This window comes from Pseudomonas gingeri, assembly GCF_013385425.1.
Lineage (GTDB): Bacteria > Pseudomonadota > Gammaproteobacteria > Pseudomonadales > Pseudomonadaceae > Aquipseudomonas > Aquipseudomonas gingeri_D.
Map to the genome: position 1 here is coordinate 142,171 of NZ_JACAQA010000006.1, position 18,951 is coordinate 161,121.

Genomic DNA, 18,951 nt, shown 5'->3' on the forward strand with positions numbered 1-18,951 from the left:
ACTTACTCCCAAATCGAACTTCCAAGACTACGACGCAATGACCGCAACCTCTGTTGCAATGCATCCATCGACGGGGCCTGTTCAGCATAGCGCTGGGCCACGAAGCTCTGGACAAATGCATTGATATTTTCCGCCTGGCGTGGCAACTCCCGGGCCGCCCGCTCGCCAAACGCCTGTGGGCCCTCGCCCGGTTCGCGCACCAGCCCACGCCGACGCAGGAGCTTTTCAAAGGCGGCGAATACCCGTAGCGACGGATCGGAGGTATTGCGCCAGGGGCGCAGCAGCAACAGCGAGAGCAGCCCCAGGATCAGCACCAGACCGACCGGCAGGGCCCAGGCGGTGAGATCGCCGAACCAGCGCCCCAGCAGTTGCAATTGCTGGTCGCCCTGATAACCCAGGACCCAGCGCTGCCAACCGTAATTGAGATTATCCCAGCCCAGGCGCAGATTATTGAGCCAGGTCAGATGTGGGTAACGCAGTGGTGAGAGTGACGAGGCGCCGAGCATATCCTCGTCGGCCGCCAGGGCCTGCTCCAAGCCCTGATCGATACGCTGCGGAGCCACCGCATAGGTCGGATCGACGCTGCGCCAGCCCTGTCCGTCCTGCCAGTATTCGACCCAGGCGTGGGCATCGAACTGACGCACCGTGAGAAAATTGCCCCCCGGATTCAGCTCACCGCCCTGATAGCCGGCCACCATTCGCGCCGGAATTCCCGCCGCCCGCAACACGTAGACCATGGCCCCGGCATAATGCGCACAGAAGCCCTGGCGGCTGTCGAAGAGGAAAGCGTCGATACTGTCGGCGCCCAGGGTCGGCGGCTTGAGGGTGTAGTAATAGGGCTCGTCGTGAAAATGCTTGAGCAGCGCCGCCACCAGCGCCTGGGGTTGTGGATAAGTTTGCCGCAACTGTGTTGCCCACTGCCGGCTGCGCGGATCGCCCTGGGTCGGCAACTGCAAGGCCTGGCGCCGAGCCCGGTCACTGAGTTGCGGATCGCGCATCACCCGCGGCCAGGACTCGGCCCGATAGAGCAAGACCTGCTGCACCGGCCGCTGGCGTTGCACCCGATAGTCCGCCAGTTGGTGCACATCGACCTGATCGGTGCGGGCCACATCCAGTGCCGGCAACCAGGGTTTGCCGCTGGCCTGGAGAATGATGCTGTAGCGCCAGGACTCGCCAGCGGCCTGCCATTTCGGCGCCTGGCTGTAGTTCACCGATGGCGCCTGGCTCCAACGCCGGCCATCGAATTGCTCCAGGGTCAGCGCCCGCCAATACAGGTCGCGACGCGCCGGCATGGGGCCTTCGAAGCTGGCGCGAAAGGCCAGTTCCGCGGAACGCCCAAGCTCGGCCACATCCCCCGGCGACATGCTTTCGGACAACCCGCTCTGTGCCTTGTCGATGGCCAACGGCAATGACCAGAGCGGCGCGATACGGGGGAAAAACAGGAACAGCAGGAGCATCAACGGCAAGGCTTGCAGCAACAGGGTCATGGACAACCACAAGGTCTTCAGCGGCCGGGTCGTCGCGCCTTGCTGCAAACCGACCAGGGCCGCCAGCAGCGCCCCCACCGGCAGCAGGCTGTAGAACGCCCAGGGCAGGCTGTCCTCGAACAGATAGGCCACCGCGACACAGAACAGCCCGAGGAAAATCAGCACCAGGGCATCGCGGCGAGTGCGGGTTTCCACCAGCTTGAGGATAAACATCGCCACCAGCAGCACCGCCCCGGCGTCCAGTCCGATCAGGCTGCTGCGCGAGAGCCAGATACCGCCGATGGTGACCAGCAACAGAAGCAGTTCCATCAGGCGTCCGGGAAAACGCGCGCGCATGCGGTAGACCTGAATCCGCCAGACCGTGCAGCCGAGCCACAACCCGACCATCCACGGCGGCACATGGAACCAGAACGGCAGCATCACCAGGGTCTGGGCCACCAGCAACCAGACCAGGCTGGCGCGGGAAATCAGTGGCGCGGCGCTCATGGGCTTTTCCCGAACAGCGCGAGGGCCCGCAGGCAGGCCTCGCAGTGGGCCGCACCGGTATCGCTGTCCAGCATCTGGTCAGGCAGATGCAGGGAGAACATGGTCTCGCGACGGGACAACTCCAGCACCCAATAACACAGGCGTGACAGGCGCTGCTCGACATCCCCGCCCAGGGCCAGGAAGTCCAGGCACAGCTCACGACCGTCGAGCCGGGCGAATTCCTTGATCAGCAGGCCCTGGCCACGGGAGTAGGCTTTCCAGTGCAGGCGCCGCCAGGAGTCGCCGGGCTGATAGACCTTCAGGCCCTGGTAGTCATCGACACCCTGGCCGTGGGCGCGCATCCCCTCTTCGCGGTCATCGGCGAGCGCACTGGCCAGGGTCGGCAGCTCGCCTTCCAGGGGCTGTGGATAAACCAGCACCTTCTGTCCCAGGTCGAGCCGGCTCCAGGTCCGCAGGATCCCCAGCGGAAAACTGCTTTCGACACCGATGCGCGGCGCGTGCAGCCAGCCGCGCACCAGGGTCGGCCGGTTCAACTCCAGTTCGCAGAAACCCGCGGGCGGCACATCGACGCTGTGCACAGCCTGCGCCGACCAGCCCAGGCCAATGGACTGATGGGCTTTGCCGGCACTCTCCAGGCGCACGAGAAAACGCGCCTGCTCGCCGACAAACACCGCAGGCCCGGTCCCGGCACTGAGCACCAGCCCCTGCAGATTGCGCCAGGTATGCAGGATCGCCACCACGAACACCGACAGCAGCAGGAAGCACAGGGCGTAGGCCAGGCTGCTCTGGTAGTTGATGGCGACCATCAGGATCAGCGCCAGCAGCGCGGCAAATACCCCGCCGGCGCGATTGGGCATGATGAAGATCTGCCGCTGGGTCAGTTGAATCCGCGCCGAAGGCGGCAGGCGCCGCGCCAGCCAGGCCTGCCAGTACTCGCGCAGGCGCCGGATCAAAGCGCCGGCACCTCGCGCAGCAGCCACTGCACCAGGGCACCACCGCCCTGCCCGGTGGGATCGGCACGCTCGCGCAGGCGATGGCTGACCACCGAGGGCAGGACCGCCTGGACGTCTTCCGGCACCACATAGTCGCGCCCGGCCAACAGCGCCCAGGCACGGGCGGCGGCGAGGATCGCCAGGCTCGCGCGTGGTGACAGTCCCCAGGCGAATTGCGGCTGGTCGCGGGTCGCGCCAACAAGACGCAGCACATAGTCCACCAACGGATCGCTGGTGCGCACCTGCTTGACCTGCTGTTGCAGCGCCGACAATTCGGCATGGTTGAGGAGCGGTTGCAGTTTTGGCAACAGGTCGCGGCGCGACACGCCTTGCAGCAGGGCCTTTTCCGCGGCCCGGGCCGGATAGCCGAGGGATACCCGCATCAGGAAACGATCGAGTTGCGACTCCGGCAAGGCGAAGGTGCCGCCCTGGCTGCTGGGGTTTTGCGTGGCGATCACGAAGAACGGCGATGGCAAGGGCCGGGTGGCGCCTTCGATGGTCACCTGGCCTTCTTCCATGGCTTCGAGCAAGGCGCTCTGGCTCTTGGGCGTAGCCCGGTTGATTTCGTCGGCCAGCACCAGCTCGGCAAAGATCGGTCCCGGGTGGAACACGAACAGCCCGCTGTCCTTGTCGAACACCGAGGTGCCGAGGATATCGCTGGGCAACAGGTCGGAGGTGAACTGGATACGCTGGAAACTCAGGCCAAGGACCTTGGCCAGGGTGTGGCTGAGGGTGGTCTTGCCCATGCCGGGCAGGTCTTCGATCAGCAGATGACCGTTGGCCAGCAGGCAGGTCAGGGCCAGGCGAACCTGCGCATCCTTGCCCAACACTACCTGGTTCACGGCCTGCAGACAGGCTTCCAGTTTACTGCGCATAGGCAGACATCCGAACTTGGGAGAAGCCGAAGATACTACCGTGTTTCTACTGCAATGCAGGTTTGTGAAATAGCGCTATTTTCCATAACAACACCGAACCTGCTTTCTGCAACAACACCCAACCTGTAGGAGCCTGGCTTGCCAGCGAAGCTTTTGGCCGCCTCACGGGCCTCTTCGCGGGCAAGCCCTGCTCCTACGGGGATTGTGTTCGGCCTTGACTGACGGGCATTGGGCATGCCATGCGTCTATAAGGGACCGCACTAATGGGCTCAACGTCCGGCGCGGGACTCACGGATGTAGAAACGCGCTTTCTCGGCCTTGTTGGTACAGCCCTCATAGGCTTCGAACTGCTGCTGGGTCTTGGCCCCGGTCAGCAGCGACAGCGCCTTGGAGTAGCTCACGGTCCCGGCAAAACCTTCGGCCTTGGCCAGGTCCAGCTCGTGCCAGGCGGCATCCAGTTCGGTACCACAGCTGTCCCGGTAGGCAGTTTTGCCAGCACAACCGGCCAACGCCAACGCAATCAATGGCACACAGATCCAGGCTTTCATCGATGACACCTCAGGAGAAAATAAACACTTGTGCAGGTTATGACGGCACGCCAGGCAAAAAGTGCCTTGGTCTTTCACTCAAGCTTAGCCAATCAAGATGACGATGGGTGCAGTCGAGACAATTCAACGGCAAAGAACAGCCGATGCCACGATTGTACCCGCCTCGCCGGAGGTGCATTGTTAACAACCGCTTGTTCAAGGACTGACTCATGAAAAAACGTGTTGCGCTGGTGCTGGGCTCGGGTGGGGCCCGGGGTTATGCCCATATCGGGGTGATCGAGGAAATCGAAAGACGCGGCTATGACATCGCCTGTATCGCCGGTTGCTCCATGGGCGCGGTGGTCGGCGGCATCTATGCGGCCGGCAAACTCGACGACTACCGCCGCTGGATCGAGAGCCTGGACTATCTGGATGTGCTGCGCCTGGTGGACGTGAGTTTTCGCCTGGGCGCCATTCGCGGCGAAAAGGTCTTCGGGCAGATCCGCAAGATCGTCGGCGAGGTCAATATCGAGGACCTGCGTATTCCCTACACCGCCGTCGCCACCGACCTGACCAACCAGCAGGAAATCTGGTTCCAGGAAGGTTGCCTGCACCAGGCGATGCGCGCCTCGGCGGCGATTCCCAGCCTGTTCACCCCGGTGATGCAAGGCAACCGCATGCTGGTGGACGGCGGCATTCTCAATCCCTTGCCGATCGTTCCGGTGGTCTCCAGCCACTGCGACCTGATCATCGCCGTCAACCTCAACGCCACCAACCAGAAGCAGTACCAGCTACCGGTGATCCAACGACCGCCGGCGTTCAAGAGCCGCTTCAACAACCTGCTCAGTTCCATGGGCTCGCGCCTGCCGTTCCGCCGTAAACAGGCCGAGGAGCTATTGCGCCTGGAACAACAGACCCTCGCCAGCGAGGCTGCCCAGGTCGGCAATCCCTGGCTCGATGGCCAGGAACCCCAGGCCCGGCAACCGGCTGCCGCACCGCAAAACGACGGCGCGCCGAAGTCCGCCACCGGCTCGTTCATCATCGACAACGTCGGCCCGGCCTCGCTGCTGGACCTGATCAACCAGAGTTTCGAGGTGATGCAGACCTCGCTGGCGCAGTACAAGATCGCCGGCTACCCGCCGGATATCCTGATCAACGTGCCCAAGCGGGTGTGCCGCTTCTTCGAGTTCTACAAGGCCCCGGAGCTGATCGCCCTGGGACGCTTGATTGCCAGCGATACGCTGGACCGCTATGAGGAAGAAGGGCGCCAGGGCTAGTTATCGAGCAACCGGTAACCGACCCCCGCCTCGGTCACGATAAACCGTGGCGCGGTCGGGTCATCCACCAGCTTCTGGCGCAGATGCCCGACCACGATCCGCAGGTAGTGACTGTCTTCGGTATGGGTCGGCCCCCAGATATCCTTGAGCAACTGCTGCTGGGTGATCACCCGCCCGGGGTGCCGCGCCAGTTGCGCCAGCACCGCGTACTCCTTGCGGGTCAGCGCCACTTCCGCGCCATCGAGCAACACCCGCCGGTAGGCCAGGTCGATGGTCAGCGGACCAAAGGTCAGCGCCGCCTCCTGGGCCTCGCCACTGGGCGCCTGGCGCAACAGGGCGCGAATCCGCGCGAGAAACTCCTGGATACCGAACGGCTTGGTCACGTAGTCGTTGGCCCCGCCATCCAGCGCCTCGACCTTCTGCCCCTCGCCGGCCCGCACCGAGAGCACCAGCACCGGCGCCGTGGACCATTCGCGAAACTCACGCAGCACCTGCTGGCCGTCCATGTCCGGCAAGCCGAGGTCGAGCACCAGCAGGTCCGGCTTGTTCAGGGCGGCATGGGCCAGGCCCTCGGCGCCGGTACCGGCCTCCAGCACCTTGTAGCCCTGGGACACCAGGCTGATGCGCAGGAACTTGCGGATCTGCGGTTCGTCGTCGATGACCAGGATGGTCGTGGTCTGGGTCATGGTCTTAACATCATGGCAATCGGTGGCCAAAGCATATCAGGCTTCACTTTCAATGCCCGGTTGCTCCTGCAAAGGGAGGAACAGGGTGATACAGGTGCCATGGCCGTCAATGCCATCATCCACGGCAATATGTCCGCCGTGTGCGCCGACCATCCCCTGGCAGATCGCCAGGCCCAGGCCCGTACCCTGCCCGCCGCGATCGCCACGGGCGGCAGTGTAGAACATGTCGAAAATCTTGTGCCGCTCATCTTGCGGAATCCCCGGTCCTTCGTCACTGACGGAAAAAAACAGCTCCTTGTCGGTGGTGCCGGCACGCAGTTGCAGGCGCCCCTGGGGCGGTGAAAAGCGCGCGGCGTTTTCCATCACGTTGATCAGCGCCTGTTCGATCAGCGCCGCGTGCACATAGAGTAGCGGCAAATCCGCCGGCAACTCGGTACTGACCTGCAACGGCGCCAACACCGCTCGCAGCCGGTTCAGCGCGCTGCCGATGATATCCGCCGGCGCGACCCAGTCGCGGGCCAGCTTCAGCGCCCCGTGGCCGAGCCGGGTCATGTCCAGCAGGTTCTGGATATAACGGTCCAGGCGCTCGGCTTCGTCGCGGGTGCCTTCCAGCAGTTCCCGGCGATCTTCCAGGGGAATCGCCTCGCCCAACGCCAACAGGCTGTCGATGCTGCCGCGCATGGACGTCAGCGGGGTACGCAAGTCATGGGACACCGAGGCGAGCAAGGCACTGCGCAGTTGTTCGGTTTCGCCGTGCAGGCGAGCGGCCTCGAGGTCATCGGCCAACTGCGCCCGGGCCAGGGCCTGGGCCAGCGGCTGGCTGAGGGCGGTCAACAAACGGCGACGCTGCCCGCTCAGGGTCTGTCCCTCTTTGGGGGATACACCCAACAGGGCCAGTGGCCCCTCTTCCGCCGACAACGGCCACCACCACCAACGCCCGAACGGCAAGGTGCCGGTGCCCATGCCCGCTGGCTGGTCGTGCTGCCAGGCCCAATCGGCGGCGGCCCGCTCGGACTCGGAGAAGGTCTGCGGGCCACCGGTCTCGACTTTCCAGCCGCCCTGGCCATCGCGGTTGAGCAGACAGATTTGCAGCTCTTCCCAGCCACTGAGGTGCTGTGAAGCGGCACTGATGACTGCCTGGCGATCAGTGGCCGCGGTCAGCTTGCGCGACAGGTCGAGCAGTTCGCTGGTTTCTTCCTGGGTATCGCGCAGGGCCTCCAGTTGCCGCCGCTGACGCGCCGCGAGGTTACCGGTGAGCGCTGCCATCAAGAGGAAAAACAGCAGCGTCAGCACATCCTCCTCACGCTGGATGGCGAAGGAGAATTTCGGCGGGATAAACAGGAAGTCGTAACTCAGGAACGACAGCACCGCACAGGCCAGCGACGGCCCCAGGCTGCTGCGCACCGCCACCAGCAACACGGCGGCGAGGAACACCAGGGAAATATTCGGCAATGGCAGCACACTGGCCACGCCCCAGGCCAGGGCGGTGGCCAGGATCGTCGCCACCAGAGCCATCGCGTAGTCGAACCAGACCACCGCTTGCGGATCGCGGGTACGCGCCACCTGTTGCTCTTCGTCACGGTCCAGCACGTTGATTTCCAGGCCGTGGGCACTGCGCAACAAACGCGCCGCCAGGCCTCCGCCAAACAGTCGGCGATGCCAACGTTGCCGTGACTGCCCCACCAGCACCAGGCTGGCGCGGCGTTCGGCGGCATGTTGAATCAGGGTCTTGGCCACTTCCCCGGCGCGCAGCAGCACCACTTCGCCGCCGAGACGCTCGGCCAGTTGCTGGGCACTTTGCAGACGCAGGCGCGACTGCTCGTCGCGCACGCTGCCATTGTCCACATGCACCAGGCTCCAGGGCAGATGCCGGCGCTGGGCGACCCGACTGGCATGGCGCACCAGGCGCTCGGCCTGGGCATCGCCATCCACTCCCACCAGCAGGCGTCCGCGCAGGGCCGGCGCCGCCTGGCCGAGGGTCCGGTAACCGAGGGCCAGGTCGTTGTCGACCTGGGCCGCGGCCGTCTGCATGGCCAGTTCGCGCAAGGCGGTGAGGTTGGTCTGGGTAAAAAATGCATCGATGGCGGCGCGGGCCTGCTCCGGCACATAGACCTTGCCGTCGCGCAGGCGCTCCAGCAGTTCCCGGGGCGGCAGGTCGATCAGCAGCAGTTCGTCGGCCTCCTGCAGGACCCAGTCCGGCAAGGTTTCACGGACCTGTACACCGGTAATACCGCGCACCTGGTCATTGAGGCTTTCCAGGTGCTGGACGTTGACCGTGGTGAACACATCGATACCGGCGGCCAGCAACTCCTGGACATCCTGCCAGCGCTTGACGTGACGGCTGTTGGGGGCGTTGCTGTGGGCCAGTTCATCGACCAGCACCAGCTTGGGCTTGGCCTTGAGCAGGCCGTCGAGGTCCATTTCTTCAAGCAGGACCCCGCGATATTCGGAGCGCACCAGCGGCTGCTGCGGCAAACCGCTGAGCAGCGCCTCGGTTTCCGCACGGCCGTGGGTTTCCACCACCCCGGCGAGGAGCTTCACACCCTGGCGCAGTTGAGTGTGGGCGGCCTGCAACATGGCGTAGGTCTTGCCGACACCGGGCGAAGCGCCGAGGAAGACCTTGAGCCGGCCACGACCGTCGCGGGGCAGTTCTGCTAGGAGCGCGTCGGCGCGACCGGAATCACTCATGTCATCGGTTCTCACTTATAAAGCTGACACCTTGTGGGAGCCGGCTTGCCGGCGATGGCGACCAAAAGATCGACGCAGGCTCCAAGGGCCTCATCGGCGGCAAGCCGGCTCCCACAAAGGTGTTGGCGGCATTGGCCGCGTTACTTCGAAACTTCGGCCAGGGCCGCATTCAAGGCAAGCACATTGACCACCGGTGGGCCAATCAGCGGTTGCTCGATATGCATTTCAACCAGTCGCTCGACATCGGCCGTCGGCAGGTTGCGCGCCTGCGCTACCCGCGCCAGTTGATAGCGAATCGCTTCAGGTGGCAAGTGCGGATCGAGGCCGCTGGCCGAGGTGGTCAGCATCGACAGAGGCACCGGGCCCTGGCCGGGCACCGCCTGCTTGGTCGCATCGTCGAAGATCCGCGTGGCCAGGGCCGGGTTGCTCGGGCTCAGGTTGCTCGACGAGCTCGACACGGTGGCAAAGGCCCCCGCCGAAGGCCGCGGATGGAACCAGGTGTCACCTGTGAAATCCTGGGCAATCAGGCTCGAGCCACGGACCTTGCCGTCGGCATCACGCACCAGGCTGCCATTGGCCTGCGCCGGGAAGACCACCTGGGCCACGCCGGTGACCACCAGGGGATAGGCGACACCGGTAATCAGGGTCATCAGGACCAACAGGCTCAAGGCCGGACGTACTACGCTGGACATGTTCAATTCCTCAAATTCAGGGGTACACAACCTGCAGGCGCCGGCTTGCCGGCCCCTGCAGAAAAACGCGTCACACCAGGTGCAGCGCCGTCAGCAGCATGTCGATGGCCTTGATCCCCACGAACGGCACCACGATCCCGCCCAGCCCGTAGATCAGCAGGTTGCGCCGCAACAGGTGGGCGGCACTCGCCGCCTGCACCCGCACGCCACGCAGGGCCAGCGGGATCAACACGACGATGATCAGGGCGTTGAACACGATCGCCGAGAGGATCGCGCTCTGCGGGCTGGTCAGGTGCATGACGTTGAGCACGCCCAGCTGTGGATAAATCGAGGCGAACAGCGCCGGCAGGATGGCGAAGTACTTGGCCACGTCGTTGGCAATCGAGAAGGTGGTCAGCGCCCCTCGGGTGACCAGCAATTCCTTGCCGATCTGCACCACGTCCAGCAGCTTGGTCGGGTCGCTGTCGAGATCGACCATGTTCGCCGCTTCACGCGCCGCCTGGGTGCCATCGTTCATCGCCATGCCGACGTCGGCCTGGGCCAGTGCCGGGGCGTCGTTGGCACCGTCACCGCACATCGCCACCAGACGACCGTCGTTCTGCTCCAGGCGAATCCGCGCCAGTTTCTTCTCCGGAGTGGCTTCGGCCAGCACATCGTCAACCCCCGCCTCGGCCGCAATAGCGGCGGCGGTCAGGGGGTTGTCGCCGGTCACCATCACGGTGCGGATACCCAGCTTGCGCAATTCGGCGAAGCGATCACGAATGCCTGGTTTGACCACATCCTTCAGGTGAATGGCCCCCAGCAGACGACCATCGGCGCAGACCAGCAACGGCGTACCACCGCTCTGGGCGATCCGGTCGACTTCCCGGGACAAAACCGGTGACAGGTCGCTGCGTTTCTGGCCGACAAAGGCCAGCAGTGAATCCACCGCGCCCTTGCGATAGACCCGGCCCTGGTAGTCGACACCCGACAGCCGCGTTTCGGCGCTGAACGGCACGGCGGTCAGTTCGGCCGCGGTCGGTTCTTGCTGCGGATGCAGTTCACGCAGGTACTCGACAATCGACTTGCCTTCGGCGGTGTCGTCCGCCAGCGAAGCCAGCAAGGCGCCTTCAGCCAGCTCCTTGGCGCTGACGCCAGGGGTGGCGTAGACCGCCGTGCAGCGACGGTTACCGAAGGTGATGGTGCCGGTCTTGTCCAGCAACAGCACATGCACGTCACCCGCCGCTTCCACCGCGCGGCCGGATTTGGCGATCACATTCAAGCGCACCAGGCGATCCATCCCGGCGATACCGATGGCCGAGAGCAGGCCGCCGATAGTGGTCGGAATCAGGGTCACCAGCAATGCCACCAGGAACACCAGCGGCAGGCTGCCACCGGAGAAGTGGGCGAACGGCTGGAGGGTCACCACCACCAGCAGGAAGATCAGGGTCAAGCCGATCAGCAGGATATCCAGCGCCACTTCGTTGGGGGTCTTCTGGCGCTTGGCACCTTCCACCAACGCGATCATGCGGTCCAGGGTCGACTCACCGGGGTTGGCGGTGATGCGCACGATCAGCCAGTCGGACACCAGCCGGGTATTGCCGGTGACCGCCGAGCGATCGCCGCCGGACTCACGGATCACCGGTGCGGATTCACCGGTAATCGCCGCTTCGTTGACCGCGGCGATCCCTTCGATCACCTCGCCGTCGCCAGGGATCATTTCCCCGGCGGCCACCCGTACCACGTCACCTTTGCGCAGGTTGGCGGCGGGAACCGATTCGAAGCTGCCATTGGCCTTGCGGCGATGGGCCACCAGGCCTTCGCTGCCGGCCTTCAGGCTGTCGGCGCGGGCCTTGCCGCGCCCTTCGGCCAGGGCCTCGGCAAAGTTGGCGAACAACACGGTGAACCACAGCCAGAGGGCGATCTGGGCGGAGATAAAGATCGAAACAGTGCTGTCCGGCACAAAGCACAGGACAGTGGTCAGGATCGCCGTCAGTTCGACCACGAACATCACCGGTGCACGTTGCAACTGGCGCGGGTCGAGCTTGACAAAAGCCTGGACCAGGGCCGGACGCCACAGGGCGGACATCGCGGTCTTGGCTGGCTCGGCCGGTCTGGCTTGCGCCGTTTTTGCTGCGGGAAGAGGCATATTCATCATTATTTCCTCAGAAACCCATGCTCAGATGTTCGGCAATCGGGCCCAGCGCCAGCGTCGGCAGGAAGGTCAAGCCACCCACCAGCAGGATGGTCACCGTCAGCAACGTGACAAACAGCAGGCCATGGGTCGGAAAACTGTTCTGGCCAATCGGTGCGGTCTTCTTCATCGCCAGGCTGCCGGCCAGGGCCAGTACCGGGAAGATGTAACCGAAGCGACCGAGCAGCATGCTCAGGCTCATCATCAGGTTGTGGAACGCGGTGTTGGCACTGAAACCACCGAACGCCGAACCGTTATTCGCGGTGGCCGAGGTGTAGGCGTACAGCAGTTGACTGAAGCCATGGGGCCCCGGGTTGCTGACGGCCGCGGCCGGTCCAGGCAGGCTGGCAGCCAGCGCGCCGAGCACCAGGGTGCCCACTGGCATCACCAGCAAGGTCACCACCAGCAGTTGCACTTCCTTGGCCTGGAGTTTCTTGCCCAGGTATTCCGGAGTACGACCGATCATCAGGCCCGCGAGGAACACCGCGATCAGCACGTTCAGCAGCATGCCGTAGAGGCCCGCGCCGACGCCGCCGAAGATCACCTCGCCGACCATCATGTTGACCAGCGCCACCATCCCGCTCAGGGGGTTGAGGCTGTCATGCATGGCGTTGACCGAACCGTTCGAGGCGGCGGTGGTGGTCACCGCCCACACCACGCTGGCGGTAGTACCGAAGCGGGTTTCCTTGCCTTCCAACGGAGCGGTCTGCTCCACCAGCGGATTGTGCAACGCCGGGTTCGGCTGATATTCGGCATACAGCGACACCGCGCCGCCGATCAGCAGCAGGGCGAGCATGCAACCCATGATGGCTCGGCTCTGGCGCAGGTCCTTGACGTAATGCCCGAAGGTGAACACCAGCGCCGCCGGAATCAGGATGATCGACACCAGTTCGATCAGGTCGCTCAGGGCGGTCGGGTTTTCGAACGGATGGGCCGAGTTGACGCCGAAGAAACCGCCGCCGTTGGTACCCAATTGCTTGATCGCGATCTGGCTGGCCGCCGGGCCCAGGGGAATGACCTGGTCGGCGCCCTGCAGGGTCACGGCATTGACGTAGTGGGCGAAGGTCTGCGGAACACCCTGCCAGACCAGGAACAGCGCCATGATCAGGCACATCGGCAGCAAGCCATAGAGAATGGCACGGGTCATGTCGACCCAGAAGTTGCCCAGGGTCGCCGTTGAACGTCGGCTGATGCCGCGGCACAGAGCGACCAATACGGCCAGGCCGGTGGCGGCACTGGCAAAGTTCTGCACCGTGAGGCCGGCCATCTGGCTCAGGTAGCTCAGGGACGCTTCACCGCTGTAGTTCTGCCAGTTGGTGTTGGTCATGAAACTGATGGCGGTGTTGAACGACAGGGTCCACTCCAGACCCGGCAGATTCTGCGGGTTGAGCGGCAGGTACTGCTGGAACAGCAGGATCGCGAACAACACCAGGAAGCCCGCGAGGTTGAAGGCGAGCAAGGCCAGGGCATATTTCTGCCAGCTCTGCTCGCTGCTGGCATCGACCCCGGACAAGCGATAACAGGCCCGTTCCAGCGGCCCGAACACCGGCGTCAGCCAGGTCCGCTTACCTTCCATCACGTTGTAGTAGAACCGCCCCAATGCCGGTGCCGGCGCAAGCACCAGCACGAGAAACGCCAGGATCAGCAAATAGTCATAACTGTGCATACCTGCCGCTCCTAGTTCCGGTCCGCGCGCAACAGCGCAACCAGTAGATAAATGAACAGCGCCACAGCCAGCAGCAGTGACACCCCGTCCAGAATGCTCATGGAATTTCCCCTTGGTACGGCAACGGCCGTGTGTGGGGCTTATTGTCGTGAGGGAGGCCGTAAAGGAACGAGGGCGAGGCCGGGGGCGATGCGTAAAGAAGGCGTAAAGAGTGACTTTACGTAGGAGTTACACCCTAGAATCCGTAGGAGTTCCAGGGAGATGACCGATTTGACGCGGGCCGCTTGTATCAGTCTCGATACAAAACCGACAAGCGGCCAACATCCGCCCCCTGTAGCTTCGTGCATAGCTACACTTGAAAGGGATTCCGGCCTTCGGACCGGGTACCTATCCTGCAACAATTCGCGGCCCCTCTTTCGTGGTTGGCCGCTTACCGGTAGATAATCGCCCGCATGCAGAACACTCCCGCTCCTCTGGCTGATGTCAACAAACCGCTCTCACCGGGCGATGACAAGCGCTGGAATGTCCGCGCGCTGATCGTCGATGACGATATTCCCATCCGCGAACTGCTGATCGACTACCTGGCACGCTTCAGCATCCAGGCCACCGGTGTCACCGACGGCGCCGGCATGCGCCAGGCCTTGCAGCTTGAAACCTTCGACGTGGTGGTCCTCGACCTGATGCTTCCGGGTGAAGACGGCCTGTCGCTGTGCCGCTGGCTGCGCACCGAATCGGACATCCCGATCCTGATGCTCACCGCCCGTTGCGAACCCACCGACCGGATCATCGGCCTGGAACTGGGCGCCGACGATTACATGGCCAAGCCCTTCGAACCCCGTGAGCTGGTGGCCCGGATCCAGACCATCCTGCGCCGGGTACGTGACGACCGCACCGAACAGCGGGCCAATATCCGCTTCGACAACTGGCGCCTGAACAGTGTGCTGCGCCAGCTGATCGCCGACGACGGGCTGGTGGTGCCGCTATCCAACGCCGAGTTCCGCCTGCTCTGGGTGTTTATCGAACGCCCGCGCCGGGTCCTCAGCCGCGAGCAGTTGCTCGATGCCGCCCGGGGTCGCTCCATCGAGGCCTTCGACCGTAGCATCGACCTGCTGGTCTCGCGTCTGCGGCAGAAACTCGGCGACGACCCGAAATCGCCGCAACTGATCAAGACCGTGCGCGGTGAAGGCTACCTGTTCGACGCAAAAGAGATCGGCTGATGCGCGCACGCCTCGACACGCTGTTCGGTCGCCTGTTCGGCGTGTCGCTGGTGGCGATCATCCTCGCCCATTTGCTGGGTTTTCTCTGGTTCCATCATTACGGTGGCGGGCCACCACCACCGCCACCTCCCGGCATGATGGAAAATTTCGACCCCGACCATCCGCCGCCCCACCGCCGCCCGCCCCGCCCCTGGTTCGGCGGACCGCTGGTGCCGCTGACGCTGCAGATCATTTCCCTGGTGATTGTCGCCTGGTATGGCGCCAAGCTGCTATCGCGGCCGATCCAGCGCCTGAGCGACGCCGCCGAACGCCTCAGCGAAGACCTCAACAGCCCGCCGCTGGATGAGACCGGCCCCCGTGAAGCACGGCTGGCGGCCAACACCTTCAACCTGATGCAGCAACGCATCCGTGAACAGGTGCAGCAACGCGGGCGCATGCTCGGCGCGGTGTCCCACGACCTGCGCACGCCGCTGTCACGCCTCAAGCTGCGGCTCGAACAGGTCGACAACATGAAACTCCAGGGTCAGATGCGCCAGGACCTGGACGACATGATCGGCATGCTCGATGCCACCCTCAGTTACCTGCATGAGCAGCGCACCAGCGAAGCCATGCAATGGATGGACGTCCAGGCGCTGGTCGAATCCCTCTGCGAAAACGCCCAGGACCAGGGCTCGCAGGTCCAGGCCAGCGGCCACTGCGCGCCGTTGCTGGTGCAGCCCATGGCATTGCGTTCGTGCCTGAACAACCTGCTGGACAATGCCCTGCGTTATGCCGGCGACGCCCTGATCACCCTGGAAGACAGCCGTCGGCAATTGCTGATCCGGGTGATCGACCATGGTCCGGGGATTGCCGCGGAAAAACGCGAGGCGGTGTTCGAACCCTTCTATCGCCTGGAAGGTTCGCGCAACCGCAACTCCGGCGGCGTCGGCCTGGGCATGACCATCGCCCGGGAAGCGGCCCAGCGCCTGGGCGGCGAGCTGACCCTGGAGGAAACCCCGGGCGGCGGCCTGACCGCCGTGGTCCGTCTGCCCCGGGTCTGAGCCCTCTGTGTAACAACAGGTACAAAGCCCACACACCCTCGACACCTGAGCCTTGGAGTCTGCACAAGCCGATGCACTGTCATTGGCTTTGCCAACACTTAGGGAGTGTGCACTTATGAGCACGATCAGTAGCGTCAGCAACTACTCGAGCTATACCGGTTACAACACCAGCAGCACGACAGCGACACAACGCCAGCAACAGTTCCAGAAGCAACTGCTGGCCAAGCTCGACACCAATGGTGACGGCTCCATCAGCAAGGACGAACTGAACGCCGCCCTGTCGCAGAACAGCGGCAGCAAAGTGCTCAATGACCTGAGTCAGAATTTCAGCGCGCTGGACACCGACGGCAGCGGCACCATCAGTGCCACCGAACTGTCGGCGATGAAGCCTCACGCCCACGGCGGTCATGGCGGCGGCAAGCCCGATACCCAACTGGCCGATGAGCTGCTCCAGTCCCTGGACACCAATGGTGACGGTTCCATCAGCAGCAGCGAACTGGCCGCCGGGCTGACCAACGCCGGCAGCACCGCCGACAGCTCCTCGCTGTTCAGCGCTCTGGACACCGACAACAGCGGCAGCATCAGCAGCAGCGAACTGGCTTCGGCCCTGTCCGGAATCCAGCCGCCACCACCACCGCCACAAGCCGTGTCCGCCACTGACCTGTTCAGTGAACTGGACACCAATGGCGACGGCAGCATCAGCCAGGCCGAGTTGACCAGCGCCTTGCAGGGCACCTCGACCAGCAGCTCGAGCACTGACGCGACCAGCAGCACCACCAGCAGCAGCTTCAACGCCACCACGTTCCTGCTCCAGGCCCTGGCCAATGCGAGCGGCAGCAGCAACAGTGGTAGCGGCTCGGGTACCGGTTCGGGCACCAATAGCCAGACCGCCCAGGACAACATCAAAGAGGCGTTGAGCCGCTTGATGGTCAACCTCAAGAGCCAGACCGTGGCGCAGAGCGGTAACGTCACTGCCGCCGCGGCCTGATCCATCGGCTGTAAGAACACACCTGACCTTGTAGGAGCGTGGCTTGCCCGCGAAGCTTTTAGCGGTCTCAAGGGCCTCTTCGCGGGCAAGACACGCGCCTACAGGTTCGGTGCTGCTTTCAAGATCGAACGAAGATCAGGACTTCTCTTCACGCCGCGACTGGCTCGCGCTCCAGTCGATCAGCAAGCTGTAGGCCACCGCCAGCAAGGTCGGGCCGATAAACAGGCCGATAAAGCCGAAGGCGATCAAGCCCCCGAACACTCCCAGCAACACAATCACCAACGGCAGGTTGCCGCCACGGCTGATCAGGTACGGCTTGAGTACGTTGTCCACGCCACTGATGATGAACGTGCCCCAGATCCCGAGAAACACCGCCATCCCGTACTCGCCTTTCCAGGCCAGCCAGGCCGTGGCGGGAATCCAGACCAGCGGCGGCCCCATGGGAATCAGGCTGAGCAGGAAGGTCGCGATGCCCAGTACCAGGGCCCCGGGAATACCGGCGATCAGGAAACCGATCAACGCCAGCAGGGCCTGGGCCGCCGCCGTGCCGATCACCCCGTTGACCACCCGCTGCACCGTGCCTGCCACGAGCTCCTGGTAGTAATCGGCACGCTCGCCGATCAGCCGCTCCAGCAAGCCGTGGATAAAGGTCGCCAGTCGCGGACCGTCGCGATAGAAAAAGAACACGAAGACAATGCTCAGGGTCAGTTCGAGGATCCCGCCGCCGATCTGCGCGCTGCGCGCCAGCAACCAGTTGCCGACCTGCCCCAGATAAGGCTTGATCGCCAGCAGCATGGCCGCGCCTTGCTGGTCGATGGTGTTCCAGAGGCCCACCAGGCGCTCGCCGACGATCGGCAAGCTGCCCAGCCAGGCCGGGGCCGCGGGCAGTCCGTCGACCTGGGCATCCTTGATAAAGGTCACCGCATCGCGCACATGGTCCGCCAGGTTGAGCCCCAGCCAGACCAGGGGCACGGCCACCAGCAACATCCAGCCCAACGTCAGCAGCCCGGCCGCCAGGGATTCGCGGTGACCGAGCACACGGGTCAACAGGCGCATCAGCGGCCAACTGGCAAACGCCAGCACGGCACCCCAGAACAGCGCCGACCAGAACGGCGCCAGCACCCACAAGGTGGCACCGAACAGTACCAGGAGCAGTATCTGCACCAGCAGACGATCATTATTGGGCATGGTCTTTCCAGACAAGAGACGGCAATGAAAGCGTAGGCCAAGCCCGGGTCAGGCGTTTACCGACAGACGACCCGGGTTCAGCGGTAAACGCGCATGATCGTCTCTCGGTGGTCATTCGTACAGCGCCTAACGCAGCAATTCGATATGCAAACCGCTGGAGGTGGCGCTGCCCGCCTCCAGGCGCGCGGCCCTCACGCCCTGGGCCATCAGCGCCTGGCGCCAGGCCTCGGCGGAGGCTCCAGAAAGGCTGACCCGCAAGGTAGCGTCCAGGTTCAGGCCCCGGGAAATCAGGGTGACCCAGGTATCCTGGGGGGCGCCGGCCAATTTCGGGAAATCGAGCTTGCCGGTATCGCGCAGTTCCCGCAGCAAGGTCGCGGAGGTGGGCAGCAATTCGCCCAGCGGCGAAGCGGAGGCGAACTGCTCCACATGCAGGTAGGCGCGGCGGTTGCCGCGAGTGATGCTGTACAACGCCACCAGCGAATTGTCCGCCGGGGCCGCAAGGCGCAGCAGCAGGTAAGCCTGCTGATCGTCGGCACCGGACAACGTGGAATTACCGAACACTTCATTGGCCCACAGGCTGTTTTCCCCACAGTCGCGAGCCTGGCACCAGAACAGCAACTGCGCGCCCTCCTTCTGCAAGGCTTCGCGCGCCGCGGTGAAGGCTTCGTCGGCGCCATGCTCGGGCGGCAGCTCATAGGTCACCGAGGTCATCTGCCCACGGGCGCTGACCTGGGCATCGGTGCGCAGGCGGTTGCTGATCTTGCGGATCGCGCTCTGTGGATAAATCCGTTCCAGCTCGGCCGGCGCCCGATAGTCGACGATCTGCGCATCGGCCAGACGCGGCACCAGCGCCAGGTCATGACTGCCCGGTACATCGGCGGCGAAAAGCGGCGAACTGCAGCAGGCCATCCCAAAGGCGCAGGCCAGGGCTGTGGATAACTTCATCATCGGATAGACAGGGCCTGAACG

The 18,951-nt window shown here is 64.1% G+C and carries 16 protein-coding genes; 4 read left to right on the plus strand and 12 right to left on the minus strand.

Annotated features, from left to right (window positions below; genetic code table 11):
- Nucleotides 1-2 precede the first annotated feature (2 nt).
- The 4 genes from HX830_RS12055 to HX830_RS12070 form a co-directional block, all read right to left on the minus strand.
- The gene (locus HX830_RS12055; RefSeq protein WP_177100361.1) at nucleotides 3-1,973 is read right to left on the minus strand and encodes a transglutaminase TgpA family protein; all 1,971 of its coding nucleotides are present in this window, start codon (nucleotides 1,971-1,973) and stop codon (nucleotides 3-5) included.
- Nucleotides 1,970-2,953, minus strand: coding sequence for a DUF58 domain-containing protein (locus HX830_RS12060; protein ID WP_177100363.1), 984 nt, complete (start codon nucleotides 2,951-2,953; stop codon nucleotides 1,970-1,972). Before HX830_RS12060 ends, HX830_RS12055 begins: the two co-directional genes overlap by 4 nt.
- Entirely contained in the window at nucleotides 2,923-3,840 is a 918-nt protein-coding gene (locus HX830_RS12065) for an AAA family ATPase (protein ID WP_103498623.1), read from the minus strand. The genes HX830_RS12060 and HX830_RS12065 overlap by 31 nt, the downstream gene beginning before the upstream one ends.
- 269 nt (nucleotides 3,841-4,109) lie before the next feature.
- Entirely contained in the window at nucleotides 4,110-4,388 is a 279-nt protein-coding gene (locus HX830_RS12070; protein WP_100940841.1) for a hypothetical protein, read from the minus strand.
- A 209-nt stretch (nucleotides 4,389-4,597) separates the two neighbouring features.
- On the opposite strand from HX830_RS12070, the gene HX830_RS12075 reads away from it, so the two are divergent.
- A complete protein-coding gene (locus tag HX830_RS12075; protein ID WP_103498621.1) occupies nucleotides 4,598-5,644 on the plus strand; it encodes a patatin-like phospholipase family protein in 1,047 nt (348 codons plus the stop codon).
- Here the strand turns inward: HX830_RS12075 and HX830_RS12080 are convergent.
- The 6 genes from HX830_RS12080 to kdpF form a co-directional block, all read right to left on the minus strand.
- A complete protein-coding gene (locus HX830_RS12080) occupies nucleotides 5,641-6,330 on the minus strand; it encodes a response regulator (protein ID WP_177100365.1) in 690 nt (229 codons plus the stop codon). The two genes, HX830_RS12075 and HX830_RS12080, sit on opposite strands and share 4 nt — an antisense overlap.
- 36 nt (nucleotides 6,331-6,366) lie before the next feature.
- Nucleotides 6,367-9,018: a sensor histidine kinase gene (locus HX830_RS12085; RefSeq protein WP_103498619.1), complete on the minus strand. Its 2,652-nt coding sequence runs from the start codon at nucleotides 9,016-9,018 to the stop codon at nucleotides 6,367-6,369.
- A 140-nt stretch (nucleotides 9,019-9,158) separates the two neighbouring features.
- A complete protein-coding gene (gene kdpC / locus HX830_RS12090) occupies nucleotides 9,159-9,710 on the minus strand; it encodes a potassium-transporting ATPase subunit KdpC (RefSeq protein ID WP_103498618.1) in 552 nt (183 codons plus the stop codon).
- 70 nt (nucleotides 9,711-9,780) lie between these two features.
- Entirely contained in the window at nucleotides 9,781-11,844 is a 2,064-nt protein-coding gene (kdpB, locus tag HX830_RS12095) for a potassium-transporting ATPase subunit KdpB (protein WP_103498617.1), read from the minus strand.
- A gap of 10 nt (nucleotides 11,845-11,854) precedes the next feature.
- Entirely contained in the window at nucleotides 11,855-13,549 is a 1,695-nt protein-coding gene (gene kdpA / locus HX830_RS12100) for a potassium-transporting ATPase subunit KdpA (protein ID WP_152737171.1), read from the minus strand.
- 11 nt (nucleotides 13,550-13,560) lie between these two features.
- On the minus strand, nucleotides 13,561-13,650 hold the full coding sequence (kdpF, locus tag HX830_RS12105) for a K(+)-transporting ATPase subunit F (RefSeq protein WP_017128001.1): 90 nt from the start codon (nucleotides 13,648-13,650) through the stop codon (nucleotides 13,561-13,563).
- A gap of 351 nt (nucleotides 13,651-14,001) precedes the next feature.
- Here kdpF and HX830_RS12110 point away from each other — a divergent pair, with 351 nt between their 5' ends.
- The 3 genes from HX830_RS12110 (at nucleotide 14,002) to xopAW (ending at nucleotide 16,794) form a co-directional block, all read left to right on the plus strand.
- Entirely contained in the window at nucleotides 14,002-14,766 is a 765-nt protein-coding gene (locus HX830_RS12110; RefSeq protein WP_152737172.1) for a response regulator, read from the plus strand.
- On the plus strand, nucleotides 14,766-15,806 hold the full coding sequence (locus HX830_RS12115) for an ATP-binding protein (RefSeq protein WP_177100367.1): 1,041 nt from the start codon (nucleotides 14,766-14,768) through the stop codon (nucleotides 15,804-15,806). Before HX830_RS12110 ends, HX830_RS12115 begins: the two co-directional genes overlap by 1 nt.
- A gap of 115 nt (nucleotides 15,807-15,921) precedes the next feature.
- Nucleotides 15,922-16,794 carry an EF-hand domain-containing protein gene (gene xopAW, locus HX830_RS12120; RefSeq protein ID WP_177100369.1) on the plus strand — a complete coding sequence of 291 codons (873 nt, stop codon included), beginning with the start codon at nucleotides 15,922-15,924 and terminating at the stop codon, nucleotides 16,792-16,794.
- Between the two features lie 135 nt (nucleotides 16,795-16,929).
- Here xopAW and HX830_RS12125 read toward each other — a convergent pair whose 3' ends face one another.
- Together HX830_RS12125 and HX830_RS12130 are read right to left on the minus strand one after the other, a co-directional pair.
- A complete protein-coding gene (locus HX830_RS12125; protein WP_177100370.1) occupies nucleotides 16,930-17,982 on the minus strand; it encodes an AI-2E family transporter in 1,053 nt (350 codons plus the stop codon).
- Between the two features lie 126 nt (nucleotides 17,983-18,108).
- Nucleotides 18,109-18,927 carry a DUF4892 domain-containing protein gene (locus HX830_RS12130; RefSeq protein WP_103498788.1) on the minus strand — a complete coding sequence of 273 codons (819 nt, stop codon included), beginning with the start codon at nucleotides 18,925-18,927 and terminating at the stop codon, nucleotides 18,109-18,111.
- Nucleotides 18,928-18,951 lie beyond the last annotated feature (24 nt).

What these genes read in the sequence shown, in the direction of transcription:
- HX830_RS12055 (WP_177100361.1), bottom strand. Translation starts at nt 1,973, where the DNA reads ATGAGCGCCGCGCCACTGATTTCCCGCGCCAGCCTGGTCTGGTTGCTG.
- HX830_RS12065 (WP_103498623.1), bottom strand. Translation starts at nt 3,840, where the DNA reads ATGCGCAGTAAACTGGAAGCCTGTCTGCAGGCCGTGAACCAGGTAGTG.
- HX830_RS12070 (WP_100940841.1), bottom strand. Translation starts at nt 4,388, where the DNA reads ATGAAAGCCTGGATCTGTGTGCCATTGATTGCGTTGGCGTTGGCCGGT.
- HX830_RS12075 (WP_103498621.1), top strand. Translation starts at nt 4,598, where the DNA reads ATGAAAAAACGTGTTGCGCTGGTGCTGGGCTCGGGTGGGGCCCGGGGT.
- HX830_RS12080 (WP_177100365.1), bottom strand. Translation starts at nt 6,330, where the DNA reads ATGACCCAGACCACGACCATCCTGGTCATCGACGACGAACCGCAGATC.
- HX830_RS12085 (WP_103498619.1), bottom strand. Translation starts at nt 9,018, where the DNA reads ATGAGTGATTCCGGTCGCGCCGACGCGCTCCTAGCAGAACTGCCCCGC.
- kdpC (WP_103498618.1), bottom strand. Translation starts at nt 9,710, where the DNA reads ATGTCCAGCGTAGTACGTCCGGCCTTGAGCCTGTTGGTCCTGATGACC.
- kdpB (WP_103498617.1), bottom strand. Translation starts at nt 11,844, where the DNA reads ATGAATATGCCTCTTCCCGCAGCAAAAACGGCGCAAGCCAGACCGGCC.
- kdpA (WP_152737171.1), bottom strand. Translation starts at nt 13,549, where the DNA reads ATGCACAGTTATGACTATTTGCTGATCCTGGCGTTTCTCGTGCTGGTG.
- kdpF (WP_017128001.1), bottom strand. Translation starts at nt 13,650, where the DNA reads ATGAGCATTCTGGACGGGGTGTCACTGCTGCTGGCTGTGGCGCTGTTC.
- HX830_RS12110 (WP_152737172.1), top strand. Translation starts at nt 14,002, where the DNA reads ATGCAGAACACTCCCGCTCCTCTGGCTGATGTCAACAAACCGCTCTCA.
- HX830_RS12115 (WP_177100367.1), top strand. Translation starts at nt 14,766, where the DNA reads ATGCGCGCACGCCTCGACACGCTGTTCGGTCGCCTGTTCGGCGTGTCG.
- xopAW (WP_177100369.1), top strand. Translation starts at nt 15,922, where the DNA reads ATGAGCACGATCAGTAGCGTCAGCAACTACTCGAGCTATACCGGTTAC.
- HX830_RS12125 (WP_177100370.1), bottom strand. Translation starts at nt 17,982, where the DNA reads ATGCCCAATAATGATCGTCTGCTGGTGCAGATACTGCTCCTGGTACTG.
- HX830_RS12130 (WP_103498788.1), bottom strand. Translation starts at nt 18,927, where the DNA reads ATGAAGTTATCCACAGCCCTGGCCTGCGCCTTTGGGATGGCCTGCTGC.